The sequence below is a fragment of the Bacillus sp. FSL M7-0791 genome (genome assembly GCF_038627085.1).
GTDB classification, from domain to species: Bacteria; Bacillota; Bacilli; order Bacillales; family Bacillaceae; genus Bacillus; species Bacillus safensis.
The window spans coordinates 2,718,328-2,737,563 of the sequence record NZ_CP152022.1 but is presented as its reverse complement, the minus strand read 5'-3'; the positions used below and the strand labels follow the sequence as shown (position 1 = coordinate 2,737,563).

The 19,236-nt window shown below is 41.1% G+C and carries 23 protein-coding genes and 1 tRNA gene; 17 read left to right on the top strand and 7 right to left on the bottom strand.

Annotated elements, in window-relative coordinates:
* Nucleotides 1-5: 5 nt before the first annotated feature.
* The 12 genes from MHI08_RS14145 to MHI08_RS14090 all read left to right on the top strand — a co-directional run bounded on the left by MHI08_RS14145 (nucleotide 6) and on the right by MHI08_RS14090 (nucleotide 8,127).
* On the top strand, nucleotides 6-1,016 hold the full coding sequence (locus tag MHI08_RS14145) for a phage portal protein (protein WP_286098701.1): 1,011 nt from the start codon (nucleotides 6-8) through the stop codon (nucleotides 1,014-1,016).
* Nucleotides 1,013-1,279, top strand: coding sequence for a DUF2577 family protein (locus MHI08_RS14140; protein ID WP_024423253.1), 267 nt, complete (start codon nucleotides 1,013-1,015; stop codon nucleotides 1,277-1,279). The genes MHI08_RS14145 and MHI08_RS14140 overlap by 4 nt, the downstream gene beginning before the upstream one ends.
* A gap of 14 nt (nucleotides 1,280-1,293) precedes the next feature.
* Entirely contained in the window at nucleotides 1,294-1,716 is a 423-nt protein-coding gene (locus MHI08_RS14135) for a DUF2634 domain-containing protein (RefSeq protein WP_234107325.1), read from the top strand.
* Nucleotides 1,709-2,758, top strand: a complete 1,050-nt coding sequence (locus MHI08_RS14130; RefSeq protein ID WP_332284761.1) for a baseplate J/gp47 family protein — start codon at nucleotides 1,709-1,711, stop codon at nucleotides 2,756-2,758. Before MHI08_RS14135 ends, MHI08_RS14130 begins: the two co-directional genes overlap by 8 nt.
* On the top strand, nucleotides 2,742-3,665 hold the full coding sequence (locus tag MHI08_RS14125; protein WP_122632086.1) for a YmfQ family protein: 924 nt from the start codon (nucleotides 2,742-2,744) through the stop codon (nucleotides 3,663-3,665). Before MHI08_RS14130 ends, MHI08_RS14125 begins: the two co-directional genes overlap by 17 nt.
* Before the next feature lie 11 nt (nucleotides 3,666-3,676).
* Nucleotides 3,677-4,060 (top strand): phage tail protein, encoded by a 384-nt coding sequence (locus tag MHI08_RS14120; RefSeq protein WP_286098699.1) that lies wholly within the window; start codon nucleotides 3,677-3,679, stop codon nucleotides 4,058-4,060.
* A gap of 15 nt (nucleotides 4,061-4,075) precedes the next feature.
* Nucleotides 4,076-5,233: a hypothetical protein gene (locus MHI08_RS14115; protein ID WP_025094226.1), complete on the top strand. Its 1,158-nt coding sequence runs from the start codon at nucleotides 4,076-4,078 to the stop codon at nucleotides 5,231-5,233.
* A gap of 94 nt (nucleotides 5,234-5,327) precedes the next feature.
* On the top strand, nucleotides 5,328-6,413 hold the full coding sequence (locus tag MHI08_RS14110) for a pyocin knob domain-containing protein (RefSeq protein WP_120207580.1): 1,086 nt from the start codon (nucleotides 5,328-5,330) through the stop codon (nucleotides 6,411-6,413).
* A 134-nt stretch (nucleotides 6,414-6,547) separates the two neighbouring features.
* Complete coding sequence (locus tag MHI08_RS14105) at nucleotides 6,548-6,760, top strand: BhlA/UviB family holin-like peptide (protein ID WP_017367922.1); 213 nt, start codon at nucleotides 6,548-6,550, stop codon at nucleotides 6,758-6,760.
* Nucleotides 6,761-6,772: 12 nt separating this feature from the next.
* A complete protein-coding gene (locus MHI08_RS14100; protein WP_008361671.1) occupies nucleotides 6,773-7,036 on the top strand; it encodes a phage holin in 264 nt (87 codons plus the stop codon).
* Between the two features lie 19 nt (nucleotides 7,037-7,055).
* Entirely contained in the window at nucleotides 7,056-7,859 is an 804-nt protein-coding gene (locus MHI08_RS14095) for an N-acetylmuramoyl-L-alanine amidase (RefSeq protein WP_212051103.1), read from the top strand.
* A 115-nt stretch (nucleotides 7,860-7,974) separates the two neighbouring features.
* Entirely contained in the window at nucleotides 7,975-8,127 is a 153-nt protein-coding gene (locus tag MHI08_RS14090) for a hypothetical protein (RefSeq protein WP_164512158.1), read from the top strand.
* An 83-nt stretch (nucleotides 8,128-8,210) separates the two neighbouring features.
* Here MHI08_RS14090 and MHI08_RS14085 read toward each other — a convergent pair.
* A tRNA-Ala gene (locus MHI08_RS14085) sits at nucleotides 8,211-8,283 on the bottom strand.
* 72 nt (nucleotides 8,284-8,355) lie between these two features.
* Entirely contained in the window at nucleotides 8,356-8,913 is a 558-nt protein-coding gene (locus MHI08_RS14080; RefSeq protein ID WP_024425886.1) for a GbsR/MarR family transcriptional regulator, read from the bottom strand.
* 206 nt (nucleotides 8,914-9,119) lie between these two features.
* Here MHI08_RS14080 and betB point away from each other — a divergent pair, with 206 nt between their 5' ends.
* A complete protein-coding gene (gene betB, locus MHI08_RS14075) occupies nucleotides 9,120-10,589 on the top strand; it encodes a betaine-aldehyde dehydrogenase (protein ID WP_339240173.1) in 1,470 nt (489 codons plus the stop codon).
* A gap of 27 nt (nucleotides 10,590-10,616) precedes the next feature.
* Nucleotides 10,617-11,825, top strand: a complete 1,209-nt coding sequence (locus tag MHI08_RS14070) for an iron-containing alcohol dehydrogenase (protein WP_025094230.1) — start codon at nucleotides 10,617-10,619, stop codon at nucleotides 11,823-11,825.
* A gap of 40 nt (nucleotides 11,826-11,865) precedes the next feature.
* Here the strand turns inward: MHI08_RS14070 and MHI08_RS14065 are convergent, their stop codons facing one another.
* Nucleotides 11,866-12,345, bottom strand: coding sequence for a DinB family protein (locus tag MHI08_RS14065; RefSeq protein WP_277722880.1), 480 nt, complete (start codon nucleotides 12,343-12,345; stop codon nucleotides 11,866-11,868).
* A 207-nt stretch (nucleotides 12,346-12,552) separates the two neighbouring features.
* On the opposite strand from MHI08_RS14065, the gene MHI08_RS14060 reads away from it, so the two are divergent.
* Both MHI08_RS14060 and MHI08_RS14055 read left to right on the top strand, forming a co-directional pair.
* Nucleotides 12,553-13,083 (top strand): hypothetical protein, encoded by a 531-nt coding sequence (locus tag MHI08_RS14060; RefSeq protein ID WP_034284306.1) that lies wholly within the window; start codon nucleotides 12,553-12,555, stop codon nucleotides 13,081-13,083.
* A gap of 11 nt (nucleotides 13,084-13,094) precedes the next feature.
* Nucleotides 13,095-14,642, top strand: coding sequence for a flotillin family protein (locus MHI08_RS14055; protein ID WP_024425881.1), 1,548 nt, complete (start codon nucleotides 13,095-13,097; stop codon nucleotides 14,640-14,642).
* A gap of 30 nt (nucleotides 14,643-14,672) precedes the next feature.
* Here MHI08_RS14055 and ftsW read toward each other — a convergent pair whose 3' ends face one another.
* From ftsW to MHI08_RS14040, 3 genes are read right to left on the bottom strand one after another with little or no spacing between them, the layout of a single operon-like run.
* Entirely contained in the window at nucleotides 14,673-15,815 is a 1,143-nt protein-coding gene (gene ftsW, locus MHI08_RS14050; protein ID WP_187470518.1) for a putative lipid II flippase FtsW, read from the bottom strand.
* Nucleotides 15,812-16,966: a rod shape-determining protein RodA gene (gene rodA, locus MHI08_RS14045; RefSeq protein ID WP_151863281.1), complete on the bottom strand. Its 1,155-nt coding sequence runs from the start codon at nucleotides 16,964-16,966 to the stop codon at nucleotides 15,812-15,814. Before rodA ends, ftsW begins: the two co-directional genes overlap by 4 nt.
* A 14-nt stretch (nucleotides 16,967-16,980) precedes the next feature.
* Nucleotides 16,981-17,619 carry a helix-turn-helix domain-containing protein gene (locus MHI08_RS14040; RefSeq protein WP_024423231.1) on the bottom strand — a complete coding sequence of 213 codons (639 nt, stop codon included), beginning with the start codon at nucleotides 17,617-17,619 and terminating at the stop codon, nucleotides 16,981-16,983.
* Between the two features lie 171 nt (nucleotides 17,620-17,790).
* On the opposite strand from MHI08_RS14040, the gene MHI08_RS14035 reads away from it, so the two are divergent.
* Nucleotides 17,791-18,345 carry a GNAT family N-acetyltransferase gene (locus MHI08_RS14035; RefSeq protein WP_024423230.1) on the top strand — a complete coding sequence of 185 codons (555 nt, stop codon included), beginning with the start codon at nucleotides 17,791-17,793 and terminating at the stop codon, nucleotides 18,343-18,345.
* Nucleotides 18,346-18,585: 240 nt separating this feature from the next.
* Here MHI08_RS14035 and thiT read toward each other — a convergent pair whose 3' ends face one another.
* Nucleotides 18,586-19,161, bottom strand: a complete 576-nt coding sequence (gene thiT / locus MHI08_RS14030) for an energy-coupled thiamine transporter ThiT (RefSeq protein WP_024423228.1) — start codon at nucleotides 19,159-19,161, stop codon at nucleotides 18,586-18,588.
* Nucleotides 19,162-19,236: the final 75 nt, after the last annotated feature.

The window sequence follows — 19,236 nt, the reverse complement described above, 5'->3', positions numbered from 1 at the left end:
TGGCATTGATCGAGCTTTTTGCCATCAGAAGCGGCACCATGTATGAGCTTGTCACAGAGAGTGTGACACTTCAGGGGCAAAGGTATCAAGCCCCTCGCTCAATTCAGGCAAATATTATCACAAAGCAAGGCAGTCAAACATATTACCGTGTCTCGGAAGGGGACACGGTTCTTTTTAAATGGAAAGGAAAAGAGCTGTTTAGAGGCATTGTTTTTTCCCGTACACCTGTTGAAGGGAAGATGACCTTTACCGCATACGATATGCTCCAATATTTGGTGAAAAACCAAGATGTCTATGTTTTTTCAAATCAAAGAGCAGATCAAATCTTAAGGCGGATTGGAGCTGACTTTCAAATTCCAATGACCTCCATAGCCAATACAGGACATGTCATAAAATCACTAGTGTTTAAAAATGATACGAGCTTGTATGACATGATATTGAAAGCATTGAAAGAAACGAAGCGGCAAACAGGAAGAAACTATCAAATCTATTCTGCTAAAGGCAAGATGGGGCTGAGAGCCTGGCCTGATCCAGAGGACGTCTGGGTCATTGAATCAGGCGTCAATCTCATCAGCTATCAATACAGCACCTCGATCGAAGAGACAGCCACTCGTGTCAAGATGCGTACGTCAGCTGATGAACAGGGGAAGAATAAGAAAAAAGGCAGTAAATCCGAGATTGTGGTGATTGAACAGGATAAAGCCGGTCAGAATAAATACGGTATTTTACAGCATGTTGAGACAGTCACTGGGCAAATCAACCAGCCGCAGCTGCAAAAAAGAGCCAAAGTACGGCTGGCAGAGAAAAAAGGCATCAAACAAGAAGTCAAAAGTATACAAGCCCTAGGAATTCCTGAGCTGCAAAGCGGTCTCCCAATCTATTTGAAAATTCCTGAAATCAACGTAAAAAAAACTTACTGGATCGATCAAGACAAACATGAATTCAGTGGGGTGAAACACACCATGACCATTGATGTTGTTGAGAAAAATTCCATGCCAAAGGGTGATCAAGCGTGAGATTAAGTGAAGCGATTAAACGATTAGCAGTAAATGCAGTAGACGCAGAATCGCCAATTGATCTTGTTATCGGAGAAGTCACGGCAGTTTCCCCTCTGAGCATCCGATTAAATGAAAATCATAAGCTGATCATTCCAGAAGAATTACTGATTTGGCCGAAGCGCTTAAATAAGGGTGAGGATGATGAGCTGAAAAGGGGAGACAGTATTATGGTGCTTGCAATGGCAGGAGGCCAGTCCTTTTACATCATCGACAAATTGTAAGGGAGGTGATGAACGTGGCACTTTCACCAGAGGAAGAAATCGAGGAAATAGAAGAAGATGAAGAGGTCGAAACCTCAACGACGTATCGAATAGATTTTGAAACTGGCAGACTGACAGGCGAAACCATTTCAGGTATTGAGGCAATCCGGCAATTTATTTATATGACACTTAGGACAGAGCGGTATGCACATCCTATCTACAGCCACGACATTGGCACTGAAATTCAGGAGCTGTTGACGGATACAGAAGCTACGGATGAATACAAAGAAATGGAGATTCCAAGGCTGATAGAGGAAGCACTGCTCGTTGACGAACGGATTGATCATATTGAAGAGTTAGAGGTCACAAAACAAAATGACTCGTTTCATGTCAAACTAGCGATTGTCACAGATGAGGGCACATTAGAAATAGAGGAGGTGATGGAGGGCGATGTTTGAGGAACAGACGTACGAAGCATTAATGGAAAGAATGCTGGATAGACTGCCAGATGATATAGATAAAAGAGAAAACAGCGTCATTTGGAATGCCTTGGCACCTGCTGCCGCTGAACTGGCCCAGTCCTATATTTGGCTTGACCAAGTGTTTGAGCTGGTCTTTGCAGACACAGCACAAGGAGAGTTTCTAGATCGGCGGGCTGCTGAAGTAGGGATCGAAAGAAAATCAGCCACTAAAGCGGTTTGGTCAGCGGTCATTCAGCCAAACAATATCAACATACCAGCTGGCTCACGTTTTTTTATTGAAGACGTTTATTTCCAGTATTCGAAGGATGGTACGCTAGAATGCGAGACACCTGGTAAAGCTGGCAATGTTCAATTAACAGATCAGCCGCTGCTGTCACTTGATACAATTCCAGGACTTGAATCGATTAAGATGAAAGAACTGGTGATACCAGGTCAAGAGGAGGAAGATGACGCTTCTTTATATGATCGATATTTAATACGTGCGAGGCGGGAGGCTGTCAGTGCCAACAGGGCGCATTATAAAAAATGGGCTGAGGAAGTGCCCGGTGTTGGCAGAGCGAAAGTGTTCCCGCTTTGGAACGGAGAAGGGACAGTCAAAATTGTCATCACAGATGGCAATCTAGATGTTGCATCAGACCTTCTTGTCAAAAGGGTACAGGAATATATCGACCCAGTGCCAGGTGAAGGAGAAGGACAAGCGCCTATAGGCTCGAAAGCAACCGTTGAAAGCGCCAAATGGCTGGATATCGACATTGAAGTGGCTGTCGAACTTCAAATGGACTGGACCCTTGAAGGCGCTCAGAAAGAAATAGAAGAAAAGGTCAAGACACTGTTGAAATCAATCGCATTTGAAAAGAGTACCATTCGAATGTCCGCCTTAAATGATATTCTGTACCATTCAGAAAGTGTGTCAGATTATGCAGATGTGTTATTGAATGGAGAGTCGAAAAACTTAGTATTACAGGACATTGAGATTCCGCGTCTTAGGCAGGTGAAGGTTATTGAGCAAACAGGATGAAATGAAAAACTACCTGCCGCCATATTTTACAGAGATTTATGAAGTTGATCACCTGCTCAAGACAGAGGCACCGGAATTTGAGGGATTGGACGAATCTATTTTCGACTTAACGGATCAGTTCTTTCCTCTAACAGCGACATGGGGATTGAATAGATGGGAAAGAATGCTGAAGGTGCAGCGGGAATCAGATGATTCAATTGAACTGCGCAGGGCACGCTTACTCAATATGATGTCAAATATTCCCCCAATCACGTACCTTTCATTAGAAAAATCAGTCAATCGCTTTCTCAAGAATCCAAGTGCTGTCATCCGTCTCACAACCAATCGCTATCACTTCGCTTTACGTGTGAACCTAGATGATTTGCAAAACACGAGATATATTGTAGAAATACTTGAAACGTTAAAACCCGCACACTTGGCTTATACGTTCACGGCTTTTCATCATACTGATGTACAAGAAAAAAATGATCATCACGGGAGGCTCACACTGCGCAGCAGAGTGGGTTTTTTCGATCATATCCCCATTTTACTCAATGGTGAATTTGTATTAAATGGTACGTTTTATCTCAGCGGAACAAGAGGGACAACGGATGTGCCTGCTCGTTTTCGGCACTCATTAAACATGAGAATGCCGCTTCAACATCAGTCAGAAACAGCATATCGCATGAACTATGTCATGAATGGAGCGGTACATGAAACGAAGCAAAAAGAGGCACTGACTTTACGCACAAAAAATCAGCTCCAGCATCAAACAAAGAAGAAGATGACGTTCCGTCTGCCAGTACATGTCCAAACTGAGCAGGGTGGAAGCTTACTGATCAAGGATCATTACTGGATTCTCGATGGATCTGTTCCGCTGGACGGATCAAAAATGCTAGCAGCAACTTCTAAAAAAATAGATTTATAAGGAGGATCACAATGGCTGATCAATTAACTGTAACAACACTGTATGCACGTCAACAAATGGCAAAGGCAAGAGCCGAAGGAACAAAACTTACAAAAGTCGTCAAAATGGCCTTTGGAAATGGGGGAACGCAGGATGGAAAACCGATCTCACTAGACGGCACTGAACAAAAACTCAAAAAAGAACTAGTTCAAAAAAATATTGATTCGTTTACTTTCATGGAACCAGCAAAAATCCGCTACACCTGCACGATCGCGGAAGGAGAACTGGCAGGAGAAGTGATCAACGAACTAGCACTTGTCGACGAAGACGGTAAATTCACCGCCATCCGCACCATGACAGACAAACAAAAAGATGGCGACATCGAATTTGTTTTTGAGATTGATGATATTTATTAATGGAGGGAGTCCAAAATGGATTTGAAAACACCGAAAACATTTGAAATTAGTGATAAGGCCCATGCGGACCTGTTTAATGAAATGGTTAAAGTCTTACTTGAAAATGACACTGAACTGTTGGAACAGTTCACTCGCCATAAAAATGATACGAAACAACATGTAACTGAAGCAGAGAGACAAAAATGGAATGATTCTCAAAGTTATAAAATAACGGCAGACAACGGCACACATTTAATCAGCATCCCAGCTGCTAGTAAGATCTATGATGCTATTAAGGATAAAGGAACATGTACATTTTACGCTCCTCGTGGCACGGAAGATAGTCCAACAACCAATGCATTAAGAGGTATCCAAACGGTTGGCCAAGCGAATGCAGGAACAGGCTTAGCGATCGATACAGCGGGAAATGCTTATACTTTTCTATATGGTTCCAGTGATCTTTCTATAACGTGGACGCCTCTGCCAAACATGTCTGATCAAAATAAATGGAATGGCAGTCAGCTCATTAAAATTACAAATGATACGGGTGGCGTTCGTGTATCTGTAGCAGCTACAGAAAGCTTACTCGATAAAATTATTCAAGCAGGGAAAACATTCGGTACATTTTATTCACCAGCTGGAGTACTAGACAATCCTTCTGCTTTATCTGCACGCGGTTTTTATCACTTTACATCTGCTGATAATAATAACAAGGGAACTTTTGGATGGGTGATTGCTGTGGATTATCGTAATAACGTCTTTACAAATTATCTTGATTTAAATTTGGGCTGGCAAGGCTGGCGTAGATTACTGTCCGATGCAGATGCAGAGGTGAAGTGGAACAAGGTAGACCTTTCGCAACTCGAAAATGGTTGGAAAATATATAATTCTGTTGATGGTAACCCCCATACCTTGCAATATAGTATAGATTCATTTGGTGTTGTTGAAATTATTGGATCAATTGCCGGTGGTAAGGTTGGTTTTGACTCTGTTGTTTTTACCTTAAAAGAAGGATTCAGACCAATGCAATCGACTCACTTTATTGGTGTAGCATCAAGCATGGGAAAAGGTAACACGCCACAAATTCATAGAACATATATAGGTACTGATGGAAAAGTCTGCGTTCAATATTGTTCTAATGATCTGAACCCTAATGAATTTATCACGTTTGGTTTCAGATTTAGAACAAGATAACAAAGATTTTAAAACGTTAAAAAACTTTTAAGTCTATAAAGCCTCGTCAATCTAGTTGAAACAGCTTACGTAATGGTACAAAGGAGAGAACACATTGGATATAAAAACTCCTCGTTCTTTTGAAACGAGTGATAAAGCTCATGCTGATCTATTCAACGATATGTTGAAAATACTGATTCATAACGACACTGGTATATCAGAACAATTAACTAATCATATCGATGATTCGAGACAGCACTCTTCAGAAGTAGAAAAAAAGAAATGGAATGAGTCGCAGCTGTATAAAATTACAGGTGATGACGGAGTACATCTTATAAATATTCCTGCCGGCACAAAAATTTATGACTCAATTAAAGACAAAGGGACATGTACATTCTATGCTCCCAGTGGAATAGAGGATAGCCCTTCACAATATGCCATTAGAGGGATACAGACAGTGGGACAAAATAATATTGGAACAGGTTTTGCAATAGATACATTCGGAAATGCATATTACTTCTACTATTATTCTAGTCACATATCTATCACTTGGACGCAGCTTCCGACAGCAGCTGAAAAAGATAAGTGGAATAACAGTCAGATTCATAAAATAACAAGGGATAACGGTCAACCCTTTTATAAAAGTATAGGTGAGACCACCGACTATAACGAAATTATAGAAACAGGAATGTATCTCATTTATAATGCGGGCCTTAATGGTCCAAAAGAGATCAAAAGGGCATTTATGATTGTTATCAGTTATGGGAATACCCTGTTACAAACTATATATGATGCAGTGAATGGTCTGAACTCTTTTTATAGAATTAGGAAGACTGACTATACATGGACTGAATGGGAAAAACATCTCACGTCTTCAGATTTAAATGCTGCCTGGTATAATGTAAATCTCAATAGTAATATAAAACAATATTCAGCCAACCCATTGAAATATTCTGTCAGACAAAATATTTTATATTTGAGAGGATCATTTGAAATAGTTTCGGCTAATGAAACAGAAATTGCACGTTTAACGCATGTACCTTCCTCTTTAACTGTTTTCACTTGTGCGACGGTTGGTTCATACGGGTCTGCAAGGATGTCTTTATCTAAAGATGGTAGTCTAAAATTTGATGGATTAATTGCAAACGATCCGTCAAAGGTAACACGTATTGAAATTAATGAGGAAATTCCACTATGGTAGTCATCATATAATGAAACTACTAAAGCTTTTTTGTGTAGTTAATATGGATACTCACAGATCACTACCAAGACATAACAGGAGACAAATACGAAGCCTAATGGCTTTATTTTTTTGCCGGAAAGAAGGTGATTCCAATGGAAGTAGATGTTGTTCAAAACTTAATGACCCAAGGCCCATTTGCCGTTCTCTTTTGCTGGATTCTGTTCTATGTTCTCAACACAACAAAGGAAAGAGAAAACAAGCTCAATGAGCAAATCGAGGCGCAAAATGATGTGTTAGCAAAGTTTAGTGAGAAGTATGATGTCGTGATCGACAAGCTTGACAAAATTGAACGGAATTTAAAATAGGAGGTAAATATCATGAAAACATTCGACAAAGGCACTGTGATTCGCACAGTGCTTCTTTTTATTGCTCTGATCAATCAAACGCTTGTCATGTTTGGACAGACGGTGCTGCCGATTAGTGAGGAGCAAGTACAAACCGTTGGTGAGGCACTTTATGTGGCAGGTTCTACGATTTTCACTATGGTCACAGCGGTAATAGCTTGGTTTAAAAACAATTATGTGACCTACAAAGGCCAATTACAAAAAGATGCTCTGAAACAAAGAGGGCTAACAAAATAATACTTGAAGGAGAAACGACATGGTAAAAATCATTCAAGCATTGATTCCAAAACAACATCGCAACAGACCCGGAAACACGATGAAGCCGCTCTATATTACAGTGCATAATACATCTAACAGTGCAAAAGGTGCTAATGCGGCCAGTCATGCAGCATTTGTTGCACGTTCAAGTACCGGGGTGAGCTGGCATTACACCGTTGATGATCAGGTGATTTATCAGCATTTACCGTTAAACGAAAACGGCTGGCACGCAGGGGATGGCAGAGGCACCGGCAATATGAAATCAATTGGAATTGAAATTTGTGAAAATGCAGACGGCAATTTTGAACAAGCAGTTGAAAATGCCCAATGGCTCATTCGAAAGCTGATGGGAGATTTCGGAATTCCTTTATCAAATGTAGTGCCTCATAAACATTGGAGCGGGAAAGAATGTCCAAGGAAACTTCTCGGACGGTGGGATCAGTTTAAAGCTGGAATAGCCACAACGCATACCGGCAGCAAAAGTACAAGAAAACCAGTTCAAGCAGAAAGTTTGAGCCACAAAACACCCGTTTCCAAACAGAAATCGTCAAATCTGCCATCAGGCATTTTAAAAGTCACCAAGCCCTTAACAAAAGGCCCTCAAGTCACTGCCGTGCAAAAAGCCTTATCATCCCTCTATTATTACCCAGACAAAGGGGCAAAAAACAACGGGATTGACGGCTATTATGGACCGAAAACGGCGAATGCGGTCAAGCGGTTCCAGCTCATGAACGGCTTAGCTGCAGACGGAATTTACGGACCGAAGACGAAGAACAAAATCGAACAACTACAGAAGAAGTGATGATCTATAAAAAAAGCTATCAGCAAGTGAGGAAATGCTTCCTTGCTGATAGCTAACTAAAATTGACTTCATTTGTGATATAATCGGCCAAATCCCTATCATGAGAGGAGAGAAAATGAAAAAAGAACTGTTCCAGATCATCATGCTGTCAATGCTGCTCATCTATTTCATTTATCACGGAATGACGAGCGGTTTCCCTGTGTCCTACATAATCATTCTCATCCTAACTTATCTTTCTGTGATCACATACCGCATCATAAAGTTATGAAGAAAAAACAAAAAACAAACAGAACTGTAACAGATATGTACATAAAAAAACCATCCTTGATTTTACAAGAATGGTTTTTCGTATGGAGCATAGCGGGATCGAACCGCTGACCTCTACGCTGCCAGCGTAGCGCTCTCCCAGCTGAGCTAATGCCCCGAGGTATGACGACATAATTTATTATAATCAATCCTCCTATGAAATTCAAGCTGTAAAACGTAAACACATCGTCTATTTTTCTTTCTGTTCAATCGGAATATAGTCAAAAATTTCACCAGAATGAACAGAGTGGGCTAATCGTCTCAGCCAGTCATAATAGGCTTTTGAGCTTTCAAGCTGCTCAATGAGCTGCTGCGCTTCTTCTTTTACATGTTCCTCCAGCTGATCATCACGCGACACCTCTTGAAGCCGCTCTTGCGCTTCTTCAATTGCCGCTAAATTGACCTCGACCTCACGTTCCCATTTTTGCGGAAAGAAGTTCGTGAAAAACTTAAAAAAGTCTTTTTCCGCAACAAAGCTGTGTTTTCTTCGGCCCCGGTGAAACGTCTTTTTGACAATATTCATGTCTTGCAGCTTTTTCACACCCGTGCTCATACTCGGCTTACTCATTTGCAGCTCTTCACGCATTTCATCCAGTGTCATTTCCTCATTTAAATACATCGTTCCATATAGAATACCTGCACTTCTTGTAATGCCGTAGAGATCCATCGTTTCAGCTATGGAATCAATGACTAGATCTTTAGCAGCTAAAATACGATCTTCTGCTTGCGGTTTTTCCTGCTTTTTCATTTTGTCCCTGCTTTCTATTAAGAAAATTCAATCCGTTCAAAAAAATCTTTATGGACTATATGTTAACGAAAGAATACAAAATGTCAAAATAAATGAAGCATATCTCCCTTTGACAGAAAAATTTGAACATGATAAGTTAATTATGTTCAAAACGTTAAATTTTTATTTAACAAACTTACCAAAGAGAATCAGAGGAGGTTCCTTCTATGAGTCAAACGCTATTTATAGACGGACAATGGGTTGGCGCTAAAAGTAGCGACACACGGGATATCATCAATCCGTTCAATCAAGAAGTGATCGCGACAGTCAGCGAAGGATCTAGAAATGACGCGCAGCTAGCCATTAAAGCAGCGAGAAAAGCCTTCGATCAAGGGGACTGGGCAAACCTGCCTGGACTTGAAAGAGGAAATATTGTGTTTAAGATAGCTGAATTGATTAGACGTGATCTTGATGAACTAGCCAAATTGGAATCGCTTGATACAGGCAAAACATTAGAGGAAAGCAAGGCAGATATGGACGATATTGCGAACGTGTTCCAATATTACGCAGGTCTGGCTGATAAAGATGGCGGGGAAATCATTGCATCACCAATTCCAAACTCGAAAAGTGAATTAGTCAGAGAGCCTGTCGGTGTATGCGGACAAATCACTCCTTGGAACTATCCATTGCTTCAAGCAAGCTGGAAAATCGCTCCTGCACTTGCGGCGGGAAATACAATCGTTCTAAAGCCAAGTGAAATCACACCACTCACCACAATAAAAATATTTAAACTCATGGAAGAAGCGGGCGTTCCAGCAGGCGTTGCAAACCTATTGCTTGGACCTGGGGCAACCGTTGGTGATGAGCTTGCTGTAAATGATCAAGTAGATTTGATTTCATTTACAGGCGGTATTGAAACAGGGAAGAAAATTATGCAGGGAGCCAGCGGGAATGTGAAAAAAATAGCCCTTGAGCTTGGCGGAAAGAATCCGAATATTGTGTTTCAAGATGCTGATTTAGACGTAGCGGTTGACCAGGCAATGAATGCTGTATTTTTCCATGCAGGGCAAGTGTGTTCAGCAGGTTCACGTTTGCTGGTGGAAGAATCTATTCATGATGAATTTTTAGAAGAACTGGTGAAGCGTACGAAAAAAATCAAGCTAGGCAACGGCTTTGATGAAGACACCCAGAGCGGGCCGCTCATCTCAGCTGAGCATCGAGAAAAAGTAGAAAAATACGTCAGCATCGGTTTAGAAGAAGGCGCTAAGTTAGAGACAGGCGGAAAAAGACCTGACGCAGAGGAGCTGCAAAATGGGTTCTTCTACTTGCCGACCATATTCTCAGGCTGCACGTCAGATATGCGGATTGTGCAGGAAGAAGTCTTTGGACCTGTCCTGACAGTCGAAACCTTCCGTACAGAGGAAGAAGTCATCAAGCTGGCAAATGATACGATTTATGGATTAGCAGGAGCTGTGTGGTCTTCTGATATCAGCAAGGCCGAAAGAGTGGCTCGACAATTAAGATTGGGCACGGTTTGGATCAATGACTTCCATCCTTATTTTGCTCAAGCACCTTGGGGTGGCTACAAGCAATCAGGCATTGGGCGCGAATTAGGACGCACGGGACTTGAAGAATATACCGAGCTGAAGCATTTATATCGAAATACAAAACCTGAAGCAGTTCATTGGTTTAAATAAAAATTACGCATTTGGAGGAGATTCTATATGACACTAAATATGAAAATTGAAAGCATGCAGAAATTCCATACATTTGAAATTCCGACTGTTATCAAACACGGCATTGGTGCAGTGAAACATGTTGGGGAAGAAGTAAAAGCATACGGCGTTTCAAAAGTATTGCTTGTAACAGACCCTGGTATTTATCAAGCCGGCGTGGTGGACCCAGTAATTGCTTCATTAAAAGAAGCACAAATCGATGTCGTTCTATTTGATAAAGTAGAGCCAAATCCGCCAGTCCGTCTAGTGAACGAAGGATCTGCTTTATATGAAAAAGAAGGCTGTAATGGATTAGTCGCAGTAGGCGGCGGCAGTTCAATGGATACAGCAAAGGCAATCGGAGTAGAGGCGACTCATGAAGGCTCAGTCCTTGATTACGAAGCGGCAGAGGGAAAAAAACCGCTAGAAAACAGAATCCCTCCTTTAACCACTATTCCGACAACAGCTGGTACAGGTTCAGAGGTAACGCAGTGGGCGGTCATTACTGATGAAGAAAGAGAATTCAAATTTAATACTGGTGGACCTCTCATTGCAGCTCATCTAACAGTAATTGATCCAGAGCTTCATGTGTCCATGCCGCCTCATGTGACAGCAATGACTGGAATTGACGCGCTTGCTCACGCGATTGAATGCTATACGATGAAATTTGCTCAGCCGATTACAGATGCGGTAGCGCTCATGGCAATTGAATATGCAGCTCATTATATTCGTCGTGCCTTTGCTGATGGCGAGGACTTAGAAGCCAGATATGGAATGGCACAAGCTGCGATGCTTGCCGGGCTTTCTTATGGAAGTGAATCAGCTGGAGCTGCACATGCGATGAGTCAAACACTTGGAGGTATTATTCCTGTCGCTCACGGTCAGTGTGTTGCAGCGATGATGGGACCAGTGATGGAGTATAACTGGAAAGGGTATCCGGAAAAATTCGCTCGAATTGCGCAAGCGTTTGGGATTGATACAAGCAGAATGACAACAGAGGAAGCAGCCAAAGCAGCTGTGAACTGGATGTATGATTTAGTGGAGGATTTAGAAGTTCCTTCATTAGAAGAACAAGGTGTATCAAAAGATATGATTGATCGTTTATCTAAAGAAGCGATGAAAGATCCGCAAACAGTTGGAAACCCAAGAGATTTAAACGAAAAAGCGTACAAATGGATTTATGCTCGCTGCTTTGAGTTAACACCTAAAACAGTGTAACAATGAAAAAAGGCTCCCTAAAGGGAGTCCTTTTTATGTTTTATAGTTGTTCTTTAATTTCTTTGATTTGATGAATATGGCGTTTTTCGTGTGCGCCGATAAAATCAAGATATTGCTTAAGGGATAGCTCTTTAAACACAGGGTGTGTAATGACGCGTTTGAAATCTTCCTCAGTAAATGTTGATAAAATTTGATTGAGCTGCTCACGAGCTGTATCCAGCTCATCCTTTAAATGTGTAGGTGTCACATGCTTGCGGTCAGGCGCAACAATACTAGGCGCAGTGGCTTTTTTTGAACGGTCTTCTGCCATTTCCACCGGCTTTGGTTCATATTTTTTGATCGGTGCTTTTTTCCCCTCAGCAGCTAGATGTTTTGCTGCAACTAGGTCCATTTTCTTTAAATGATCTGCTACCTCTTGAATACTCCAAGTATCATCAGATAATTTTTGGTTCAATTGTTCTTCGTTCAAACCTTGCAGCTCGTGCCACAATTCTTGTCTTGCTTCATGTAATAAACTCATTTTCTTCATCACCTCAAGATCAAATTTTAACATAAGGGTACATGACAATCATTCTTGAACTATCCGAAAATCCCTTTGAAGAATTGTGATGAAATATGAAACCTTTACAAAAGTGGTTCGTATTACCTGTTAGAAGGAATACATTGGAGGTGGGTGAGGTCTAAATGAAACAAAAGATGTTCATTTCATGAAGAAAGGATGAGGAAGATGGATGTGTTCGGGCTGCCTCTTCAGACGCTGTATTTATACATATTAATGATATCAGGAATCCTGACACTTGTTTTCGTCTTTTTCGGCGATGTATTTGATGGATTATTTGAAGCGATCCCTGTTCCATTCCTTCAACCAACATTGATCCTCGCATTTCTTACCTTTTTCTCGGCTGGAGGGTTTATCTCTGAAAAAACAGCAATTGTAGGAAGTGGACTTGGCGCAGTATTATCTGCCATCCTCGCAGTGATCCTTGTGACCTGTTTGAATGTATTTGTATTAGTCCCGCTTTCCTCTGCTGAAGAATCTCTCTCTTATACGGAGGCCGATTTAAAAGGAAGAACTGGGGAGATCATTGTATCTGTTCCAAAAGACGGATTTGGAGAAGTGCTGTTAATCAGTAATAGCGGGAAAATCTCAAAGCCAGCTGTCAGTTTCGACCAAGAGGAGATTCCATATGGAACCCGTGTGCTAGTTGTCGAAGTGAACAAAGGCGTCTTATCTGTTATACCAAATGAAGAAATCTAGGAGGGAATGCTATGCCAGGAACAACGATTTTAGTGATCATTGGAATTGTGCTTGTGATTCTTATTGCACTTATTGGTGTATTTGTTTCTAAATACCGGACAGCAGGTCCAGATGAAGCATTAATCGTCACAGGAAGTTACCTAGGAAGTAAAAATGTCCACGTGGATGAAGGTGGAAACAAGATTAAGATTGTGAGAGGCGGCGGTACCTTTGTACTTCCAGTCTTTCAACAAGCAGAGCCGCTCAGCTTACTATCTAGCAAGCTAGACGTTTCAACACCTGAAGTCTATACCGAACAAGGTGTACCAGTCATGGCGGATGGAACAGCCATCATTAAAATTGGCGGATCGATTGAAGAAATCGCGACTGCTGCAGAGCAATTTTTAGGGAAAACAAAAGAAGACCGCGAAAACGAAGCAAGAGAAGTATTAGAAGGCCATCTTCGTTCCATCTTAGGATCAATGACAGTTGAAGAGATTTATAAAAATAGAGAGAAATTCTCTCAAGAAGTACAACGTGTCGCTTCTCAAGATTTAGCGAAAATGGGTCTTGTCATTGTATCGTTTACGATCAAAGATGTTCGTGATAAAAATGGCTATTTAGAATCTCTAGGTAAACCAAGAATTGCCCAAGTAAAACGCGATGCAGATATTGCAACAGCTGAAGCAGATAAAGAAACACGTATCAAACGTGCCGAAGCAGATAAAGATGCGAAGAAATCTGAGCTTGAGCGTGCTACTGAAATCGCTGAAGCAGAAAAGATTAATGAGCTGAAAAGAGCAGAATTCAGACGTGAACAGGATACAGCGAAAGCAAGTGCTGACCAAGCGTACGATCTAGAAACAGCTCGTAACCGTCAGCACGTAACTGAACAAGAAATGCAAGTCAAAATCATTGAGCGTCAGAAACAAATTGAATTAGAAGAAAAAGAGATTCAGCGTCGTGAACGTCAATACGATTCTGAAGTGAAAAAGAAAGCAGATGCGGACCGTTATGCTGTTGAGCAGTCAGCTGCGGCGGAAAAAGCCAAACGCCTCGCTGAAGCAGATGCCAAGAAATACAGCATTGAAGCAATGGCCAAAGCAGAAGCTGAGAAAGTCCGTATTGACGGGCTTGCCAAAGCGGAAGCGGATCGTGCAAAAGGGGAAACAGAAGCGGAAGTCATTAGACTAAAAGGACTTGCAGAAGCCGAAGCGAAAGAGAAAATCGCTGAAGCATTCGAACAGTATGGTCAGGCAGCCATTCTTGATATGATTGTGAAAATGCTACCTGAATATGCGAAGCAAGTATCTGCACCACTTTCTAACATTGATAAAATTACTGTTGTGGATACGGGCGGTAACGGAGAAGGCAGCGGTGCTAATAAAGTCACTGGCTATGCCACAAACCTCATGTCCAGTCTGCAAGAAAGCCTGAAAGCATCCTCTGGAATAGATGTGAAAGAAATTATTGAGAACTTTTCTGGCAAAGGCAATGTGAAGCAAAGCATTCAAGAGCTGACAAACGAGATCAAACAACCAAGAAAAAGCGAAAAAGCGAATCATCAAATAGAAGAATAAAATCAAAAGACACCTTCCAGCAGAAGGTGTCTATTTGGCATGCGCCCGATATGGATTCTTTTTTACATATGAAGAAAGATTCACGAGAATACCAGCCGATATCATCATAAACATTAAGGAGGAGCCGCCATAACTAATAAAGGGAAGAGGTATGCCTGTAATGGGGAGAAGCCCGAAGACAGCTCCTAGATTAAAGGCTGCTTGGAGCATGATTTGAAACGTGAGCCCGATCGTTAACAGTTTTCCAAATGGGTCGTGTAAAGCTTGCACAATTCGCATGGCTCGATACATGATGAGGAGATATGCACCAATCACAAGCAAAATCCCCATGATTCCCAGTTCTTCACTGATGATGGCCATGATAAAATCCGTATGGGCTTCAGGAAGAAAGCCCAGTTTTTGAATGCTTCCGCCTAAGCCATTTCCCGTCAGCCCGCCTGAATTCATCGCGAAATACGAATGAATCAGCTGATATCCATCCCCATTTTCATACTGAAAAGGATTACGAAAAGAAGTCAGCCGTTTTAAACGGTAAGGAGCTGTCACAGCAAAAAAAGTGATTCCCGCTGCGGCAGTCCATCCCAGTAAAATAAGATGGCGCGTTTTCAGTCCAGCGCATAATAAAATAATGCCGCAGCTTAATAAAATAGACACAGCTGTGCCTAAATCCGGCTGCTTTAAGATCAATAAAAAAGCAATCCCTAAAAGAATGAGTGGGGGCATTACACCTTTTTTAAAAGATGTAATGTACGCTTGTTTTTTCGCATACACATAGGCAAAATAGATCACCATCACTAGTTTCACAGCTTCTGAAGGCTGGAGCATGAGAGAACCTAGATGAATCCACCGCTGTGAATTATTTTTGACAACACCAATTCCAGGAAGCAGGACAAGGATGAGACATAGCAATGACAGTAAGACAAGCCACTTTATCCATTTGCGATAAATCTGATAAGGGAGAAGAGCGGCAATGAAGAAAAAGAATCCCCCCATCACGAGCCATTGCCATTGTTTGATAAAGAAATAGCTGCCCTGTTCATACTTCACTTCTCCTAAAGGATAACTTGCACTGTAGACCATCAGTAAACCAAATAAGCAGAGAAACACAATCGTACCAACAAGAATGCGGTCGATTCTTTTGAGATGGGATAAAAGGAATGTCATCATCTTCAACCCCAATTGCGACCAAACATATAGGATGATGATCTAAGATTGACACTAAACACGAGACCAATGGCGATCATGTTGGTCAATAGCGCACTGCCTCCATAGCTGATAAAAGGAAGTGCAAGTCCCGTCACAGGCATTAAACCGATTGTCATCCCTACGTTTTGGAAAACTTGAAACATGATCAGCCCAACGACACCTGCACATATGTATAATCCATAGAGTGTATTAGCGTGCATAGCCACGTGAATGATTCGGTAAATCATCATTAAGTACAGACACATCAAAAGAGAGGCGCCAATAAAACCAAACTCCTCACCAATGACGGCAAATATAAAATCCGTATGGGCTTCAGGGATATTGCCACCTTGTACTTGTTGCCCCTTTGTAAAACCGCTCCCTGATAATTGACCTGATCCAATGCCGAGTATCGATTGTTTCAGCTGATACCCGTATGTTGAATCAAATTCATCAGGAGAGAGCCACCCATAAATGCGATCAAGCTGATGAGGCTTAATGATTTTCGTAAAATGCTCAAAATGATGATTGTGCAGATAGATCAAAAAGGCAAGAAGTGCAAGAAAAGCAGCCATTAATGTAGCCGTCATCTTGCTCGAAATCCCTGATACAAGCATCAGTGTAAAGGCAATGGATAAGATCACGAGCGCTGTTCCTAAATCAGGCTGAATTAAGATGAGGAAAAAAGGGACGATCGTCCAGCAAATGACTTTAGTTGTAGGAATGATGCTTTCTTGAAAAGAAAATCGCTGATGCTTGTATTGGTTCAAGACAGCCGCAAGCAGCAGGATCACAAAAATTTTCATGAACTCTGATGGCTGAATTTTGATTGAACCGAAGCTGATCCACCTTTGGGAACCATTTTGACTCGTTCCGAAAAAATGCACAAGAATAATGAGAAAAATACCACCTGCAAATAACCGAAAAGATAAACGCTCAAGCAGCTCATAATCAAAGTAGGCAACTGCTGCCATGAGACCGAAACCGACGATATACCAGAAAATTTGCCTTTTGACGAAATAAAGCATATCTTGCGTTTCATACTGTCCCGATCCGCTATAAACAGCTAGTAGGCTGATGACAAATAAACAAATAACAGTGAGTAAAAGTGCGAAGTCAATGCTGTACTGTTTTTTCATGGATTCTTTTCCTGCTATGCCCTATTTGTCAGTTGGTTTAATATGACTTGCACCGCGGCAGCGTCATCAATATAGCCGATCGGAAAAATATAATCTGGTATTAAATCAACAGGCATAATGAAATAAAGGAGTGCGCCTCCCATCAGCATCAATTCTCGAGGAGTTCCTCGTCCATTTATGAATAAACTGTACATGTTTTTCAACTGCTCAAGAAATGGCCCGACGCCGCTTAGCGTCTTCATCTTTTTTTCAAACTTTGCCGTAATCGTTTCTTTTCCTTCAGCTGTTTGGCTGTAGACTTCGTATTCGTTTAACTTTTGTTCCAATTTGGTCTGACTAAACGTACCGTCGTAGATCTCTTGATCTTTTAGGGTTTTTTCAATCTCTTCTACCGCTTGAATGAACGTATCACCGTGCGCCTTTTCGTTTTTAATTGGATACCCTGAAGCAGTCAATAGTTGATCTAATGATATGTTCAGAGATTCTGAAAGCCGCTGCAGATGATTCAAAGTGGGTTTTCTTTTTCCATTCATGATTCTGGACAGTGTCGCTTTATCGATTCCTGTGTATGTGCTGAGCTCTCTTAAAGATAAAGAGCGTTGCTGCAATTTTTCCTTTAAAATTTGCCCAAGCTCTGTTGTCTTAATATCCATTTTCTACGCCATCCTTTTCATTATGTATCAACTCTTCTATAGAAGAAGTCGTACCCAATATAAAGGTGTGTTGACAAAATGTCAACGGATATCCTTTATTGATTGAATTTTAAAAAATAAGAATTTATCATAATATAAATAGGATAAAAACAGTGAGTAGGAGTGGCGCGGATGAAGGTGAGACACGCGGTACATCAAGATATTCCAAAAATCGCTGAGATTCATGTGAAAAGCTGGCAGACGACTTATCAGGGGATTATTTCGCAGGAGTATTTAGATGGTTTAAACATTGAAGATCGGAAAGAGAGCTGGAGAAGAAGGTCACTTGAAGGGACGTTTGTCGCAGAAGATGCGGATGGCGTATTTGGTTTTGCTTCTTTCGGAAAACAACGTGACGAACGTTATTCTACATATGATGGAGAGCTATATGCCATCTATTTATTACAACAGAAACAGAAATCAGGTGCGGGTATTGCCTTAATTGCTAAAGGTGTCGATTATTTAATAGAAAAAGGGTATCAGAAGTTGATGCTATGGGTGTTTGAACAAAATTCGGCAAAACAATTTTATCAAAAACTTCAACCTAGTTTTGTCGTTACCAGCCAGTTCGAGCTGGCTGGCGAGAACCATAATGAAATAGGGTATGGATGGGAGCTGTCTATATTGAATAACCATGTACAGCGAATTAAATCGTCAGCTTCCAGTAATAATGAGAGAAAAAAGTGAAGAGCACAGCAAGCAACATGTAAGAAATAAACGGTGAAGCTTCTACTTTTCCTTTCACGCCTGCTATTTTTAAAGCTTCATAGAAGCCTGCCAAAAAATAAGCAAGACTGAGAATATAACAGCACAGCATAATGGAGTAAGGGCTCATTGTCGTACCTCCAGCATGAAATCTTCTACTATTAATAGATTCCATAGAGCAGCAAATTATGCATAAAAAAATAACCAGCTGAAATCAGCCGGTTATTTTTGATGAGGAAAAACCAAACGGGATGCACTTGGGATAAGTATACAAAGAACAATACTGCAAATAATAAATGAAGGAACCATATATGTGCTGTTATAAACTAAAGAATAAACCCATCCTGGTGTTCCTTTCGGTGCATATTGAGAAAAGAAAACGACGCCAGAAATAAAGAACGTCAGCAGCCTGAAGAAACTAGCAATAAAAACAGCTAGGGTAATATAGAAGAATTGCTGTTTTCGCTTTTGATCCTGAATGGCTTTTTTGATCAGTCCAGAAAACAGGCCGCTTAAAGAAATGACAACAGATGCAACGAAGTAATCGAGGAATCCTTGAACAGGTGTAGCGATGATCGGGCTATTCATCAGCTGAAGACCTGCGATTAACACACCGATGATAAATCCGGTAGATATTCCCCATCTAATAGACATGAGAATGACGGGAATCATAATCAGCGCAAGAGAACCGCCATTGGGCATTCTTAAAAAGAGACCTGATAAGTAATCTAATACAAGTGCAAGTGAAGTCATAATTGCGATTTCCATCAGTCGTACCAATTGATTTGATTGCTGCATAAAAAAATCTCCTTTTTCATGAATTGAGCAAGGAGAGACCGTGTAAGGATGAGTATGTTATTCATAGAAAACATA

Coding starts and splice junctions, on each gene's coding strand:
- MHI08_RS14130 (WP_332284761.1), top strand. CDS start 1,709: ATGTTTGAGGAACAGACGTACGAAGCATTAATGGAAAGAATGCTGGAT.
- MHI08_RS14120 (WP_286098699.1), top strand. CDS start 3,677: ATGGCTGATCAATTAACTGTAACAACACTGTATGCACGTCAACAAATG.
- MHI08_RS14115 (WP_025094226.1), top strand. CDS start 4,076: ATGGATTTGAAAACACCGAAAACATTTGAAATTAGTGATAAGGCCCAT.
- MHI08_RS14105 (WP_017367922.1), top strand. CDS start 6,548: ATGGAAGTAGATGTTGTTCAAAACTTAATGACCCAAGGCCCATTTGCC.
- MHI08_RS14100 (WP_008361671.1), top strand. CDS start 6,773: ATGAAAACATTCGACAAAGGCACTGTGATTCGCACAGTGCTTCTTTTT.
- MHI08_RS14095 (WP_212051103.1), top strand. CDS start 7,056: ATGGTAAAAATCATTCAAGCATTGATTCCAAAACAACATCGCAACAGA.
- MHI08_RS14090 (WP_164512158.1), top strand. CDS start 7,975: ATGAAAAAAGAACTGTTCCAGATCATCATGCTGTCAATGCTGCTCATC.
- MHI08_RS14080 (WP_024425886.1), bottom strand. CDS start 8,913: ATGAAAAAGCAGGAAAAACCGCAAGCAGAAGATCGTATTTTAGCTGCT.
- betB (WP_339240173.1), top strand. CDS start 9,120: ATGAGTCAAACGCTATTTATAGACGGACAATGGGTTGGCGCTAAAAGT.
- MHI08_RS14070 (WP_025094230.1), top strand. CDS start 10,617: ATGACACTAAATATGAAAATTGAAAGCATGCAGAAATTCCATACATTT.
- MHI08_RS14065 (WP_277722880.1), bottom strand. CDS start 12,345: ATGAGTTTATTACATGAAGCAAGACAAGAATTGTGGCACGAGCTGCAA.
- MHI08_RS14060 (WP_034284306.1), top strand. CDS start 12,553: ATGGATGTGTTCGGGCTGCCTCTTCAGACGCTGTATTTATACATATTA.
- MHI08_RS14055 (WP_024425881.1), top strand. CDS start 13,095: ATGCCAGGAACAACGATTTTAGTGATCATTGGAATTGTGCTTGTGATT.
- rodA (WP_151863281.1), bottom strand. CDS start 16,966: ATGAAAAAACAGTACAGCATTGACTTCGCACTTTTACTCACTGTTATT.
- MHI08_RS14040 (WP_024423231.1), bottom strand. CDS start 17,619: ATGGATATTAAGACAACAGAGCTTGGGCAAATTTTAAAGGAAAAATTG.
- MHI08_RS14035 (WP_024423230.1), top strand. CDS start 17,791: ATGAAGGTGAGACACGCGGTACATCAAGATATTCCAAAAATCGCTGAG.
- thiT (WP_024423228.1), bottom strand. CDS start 19,161: ATGCAGCAATCAAATCAATTGGTACGACTGATGGAAATCGCAATTATG.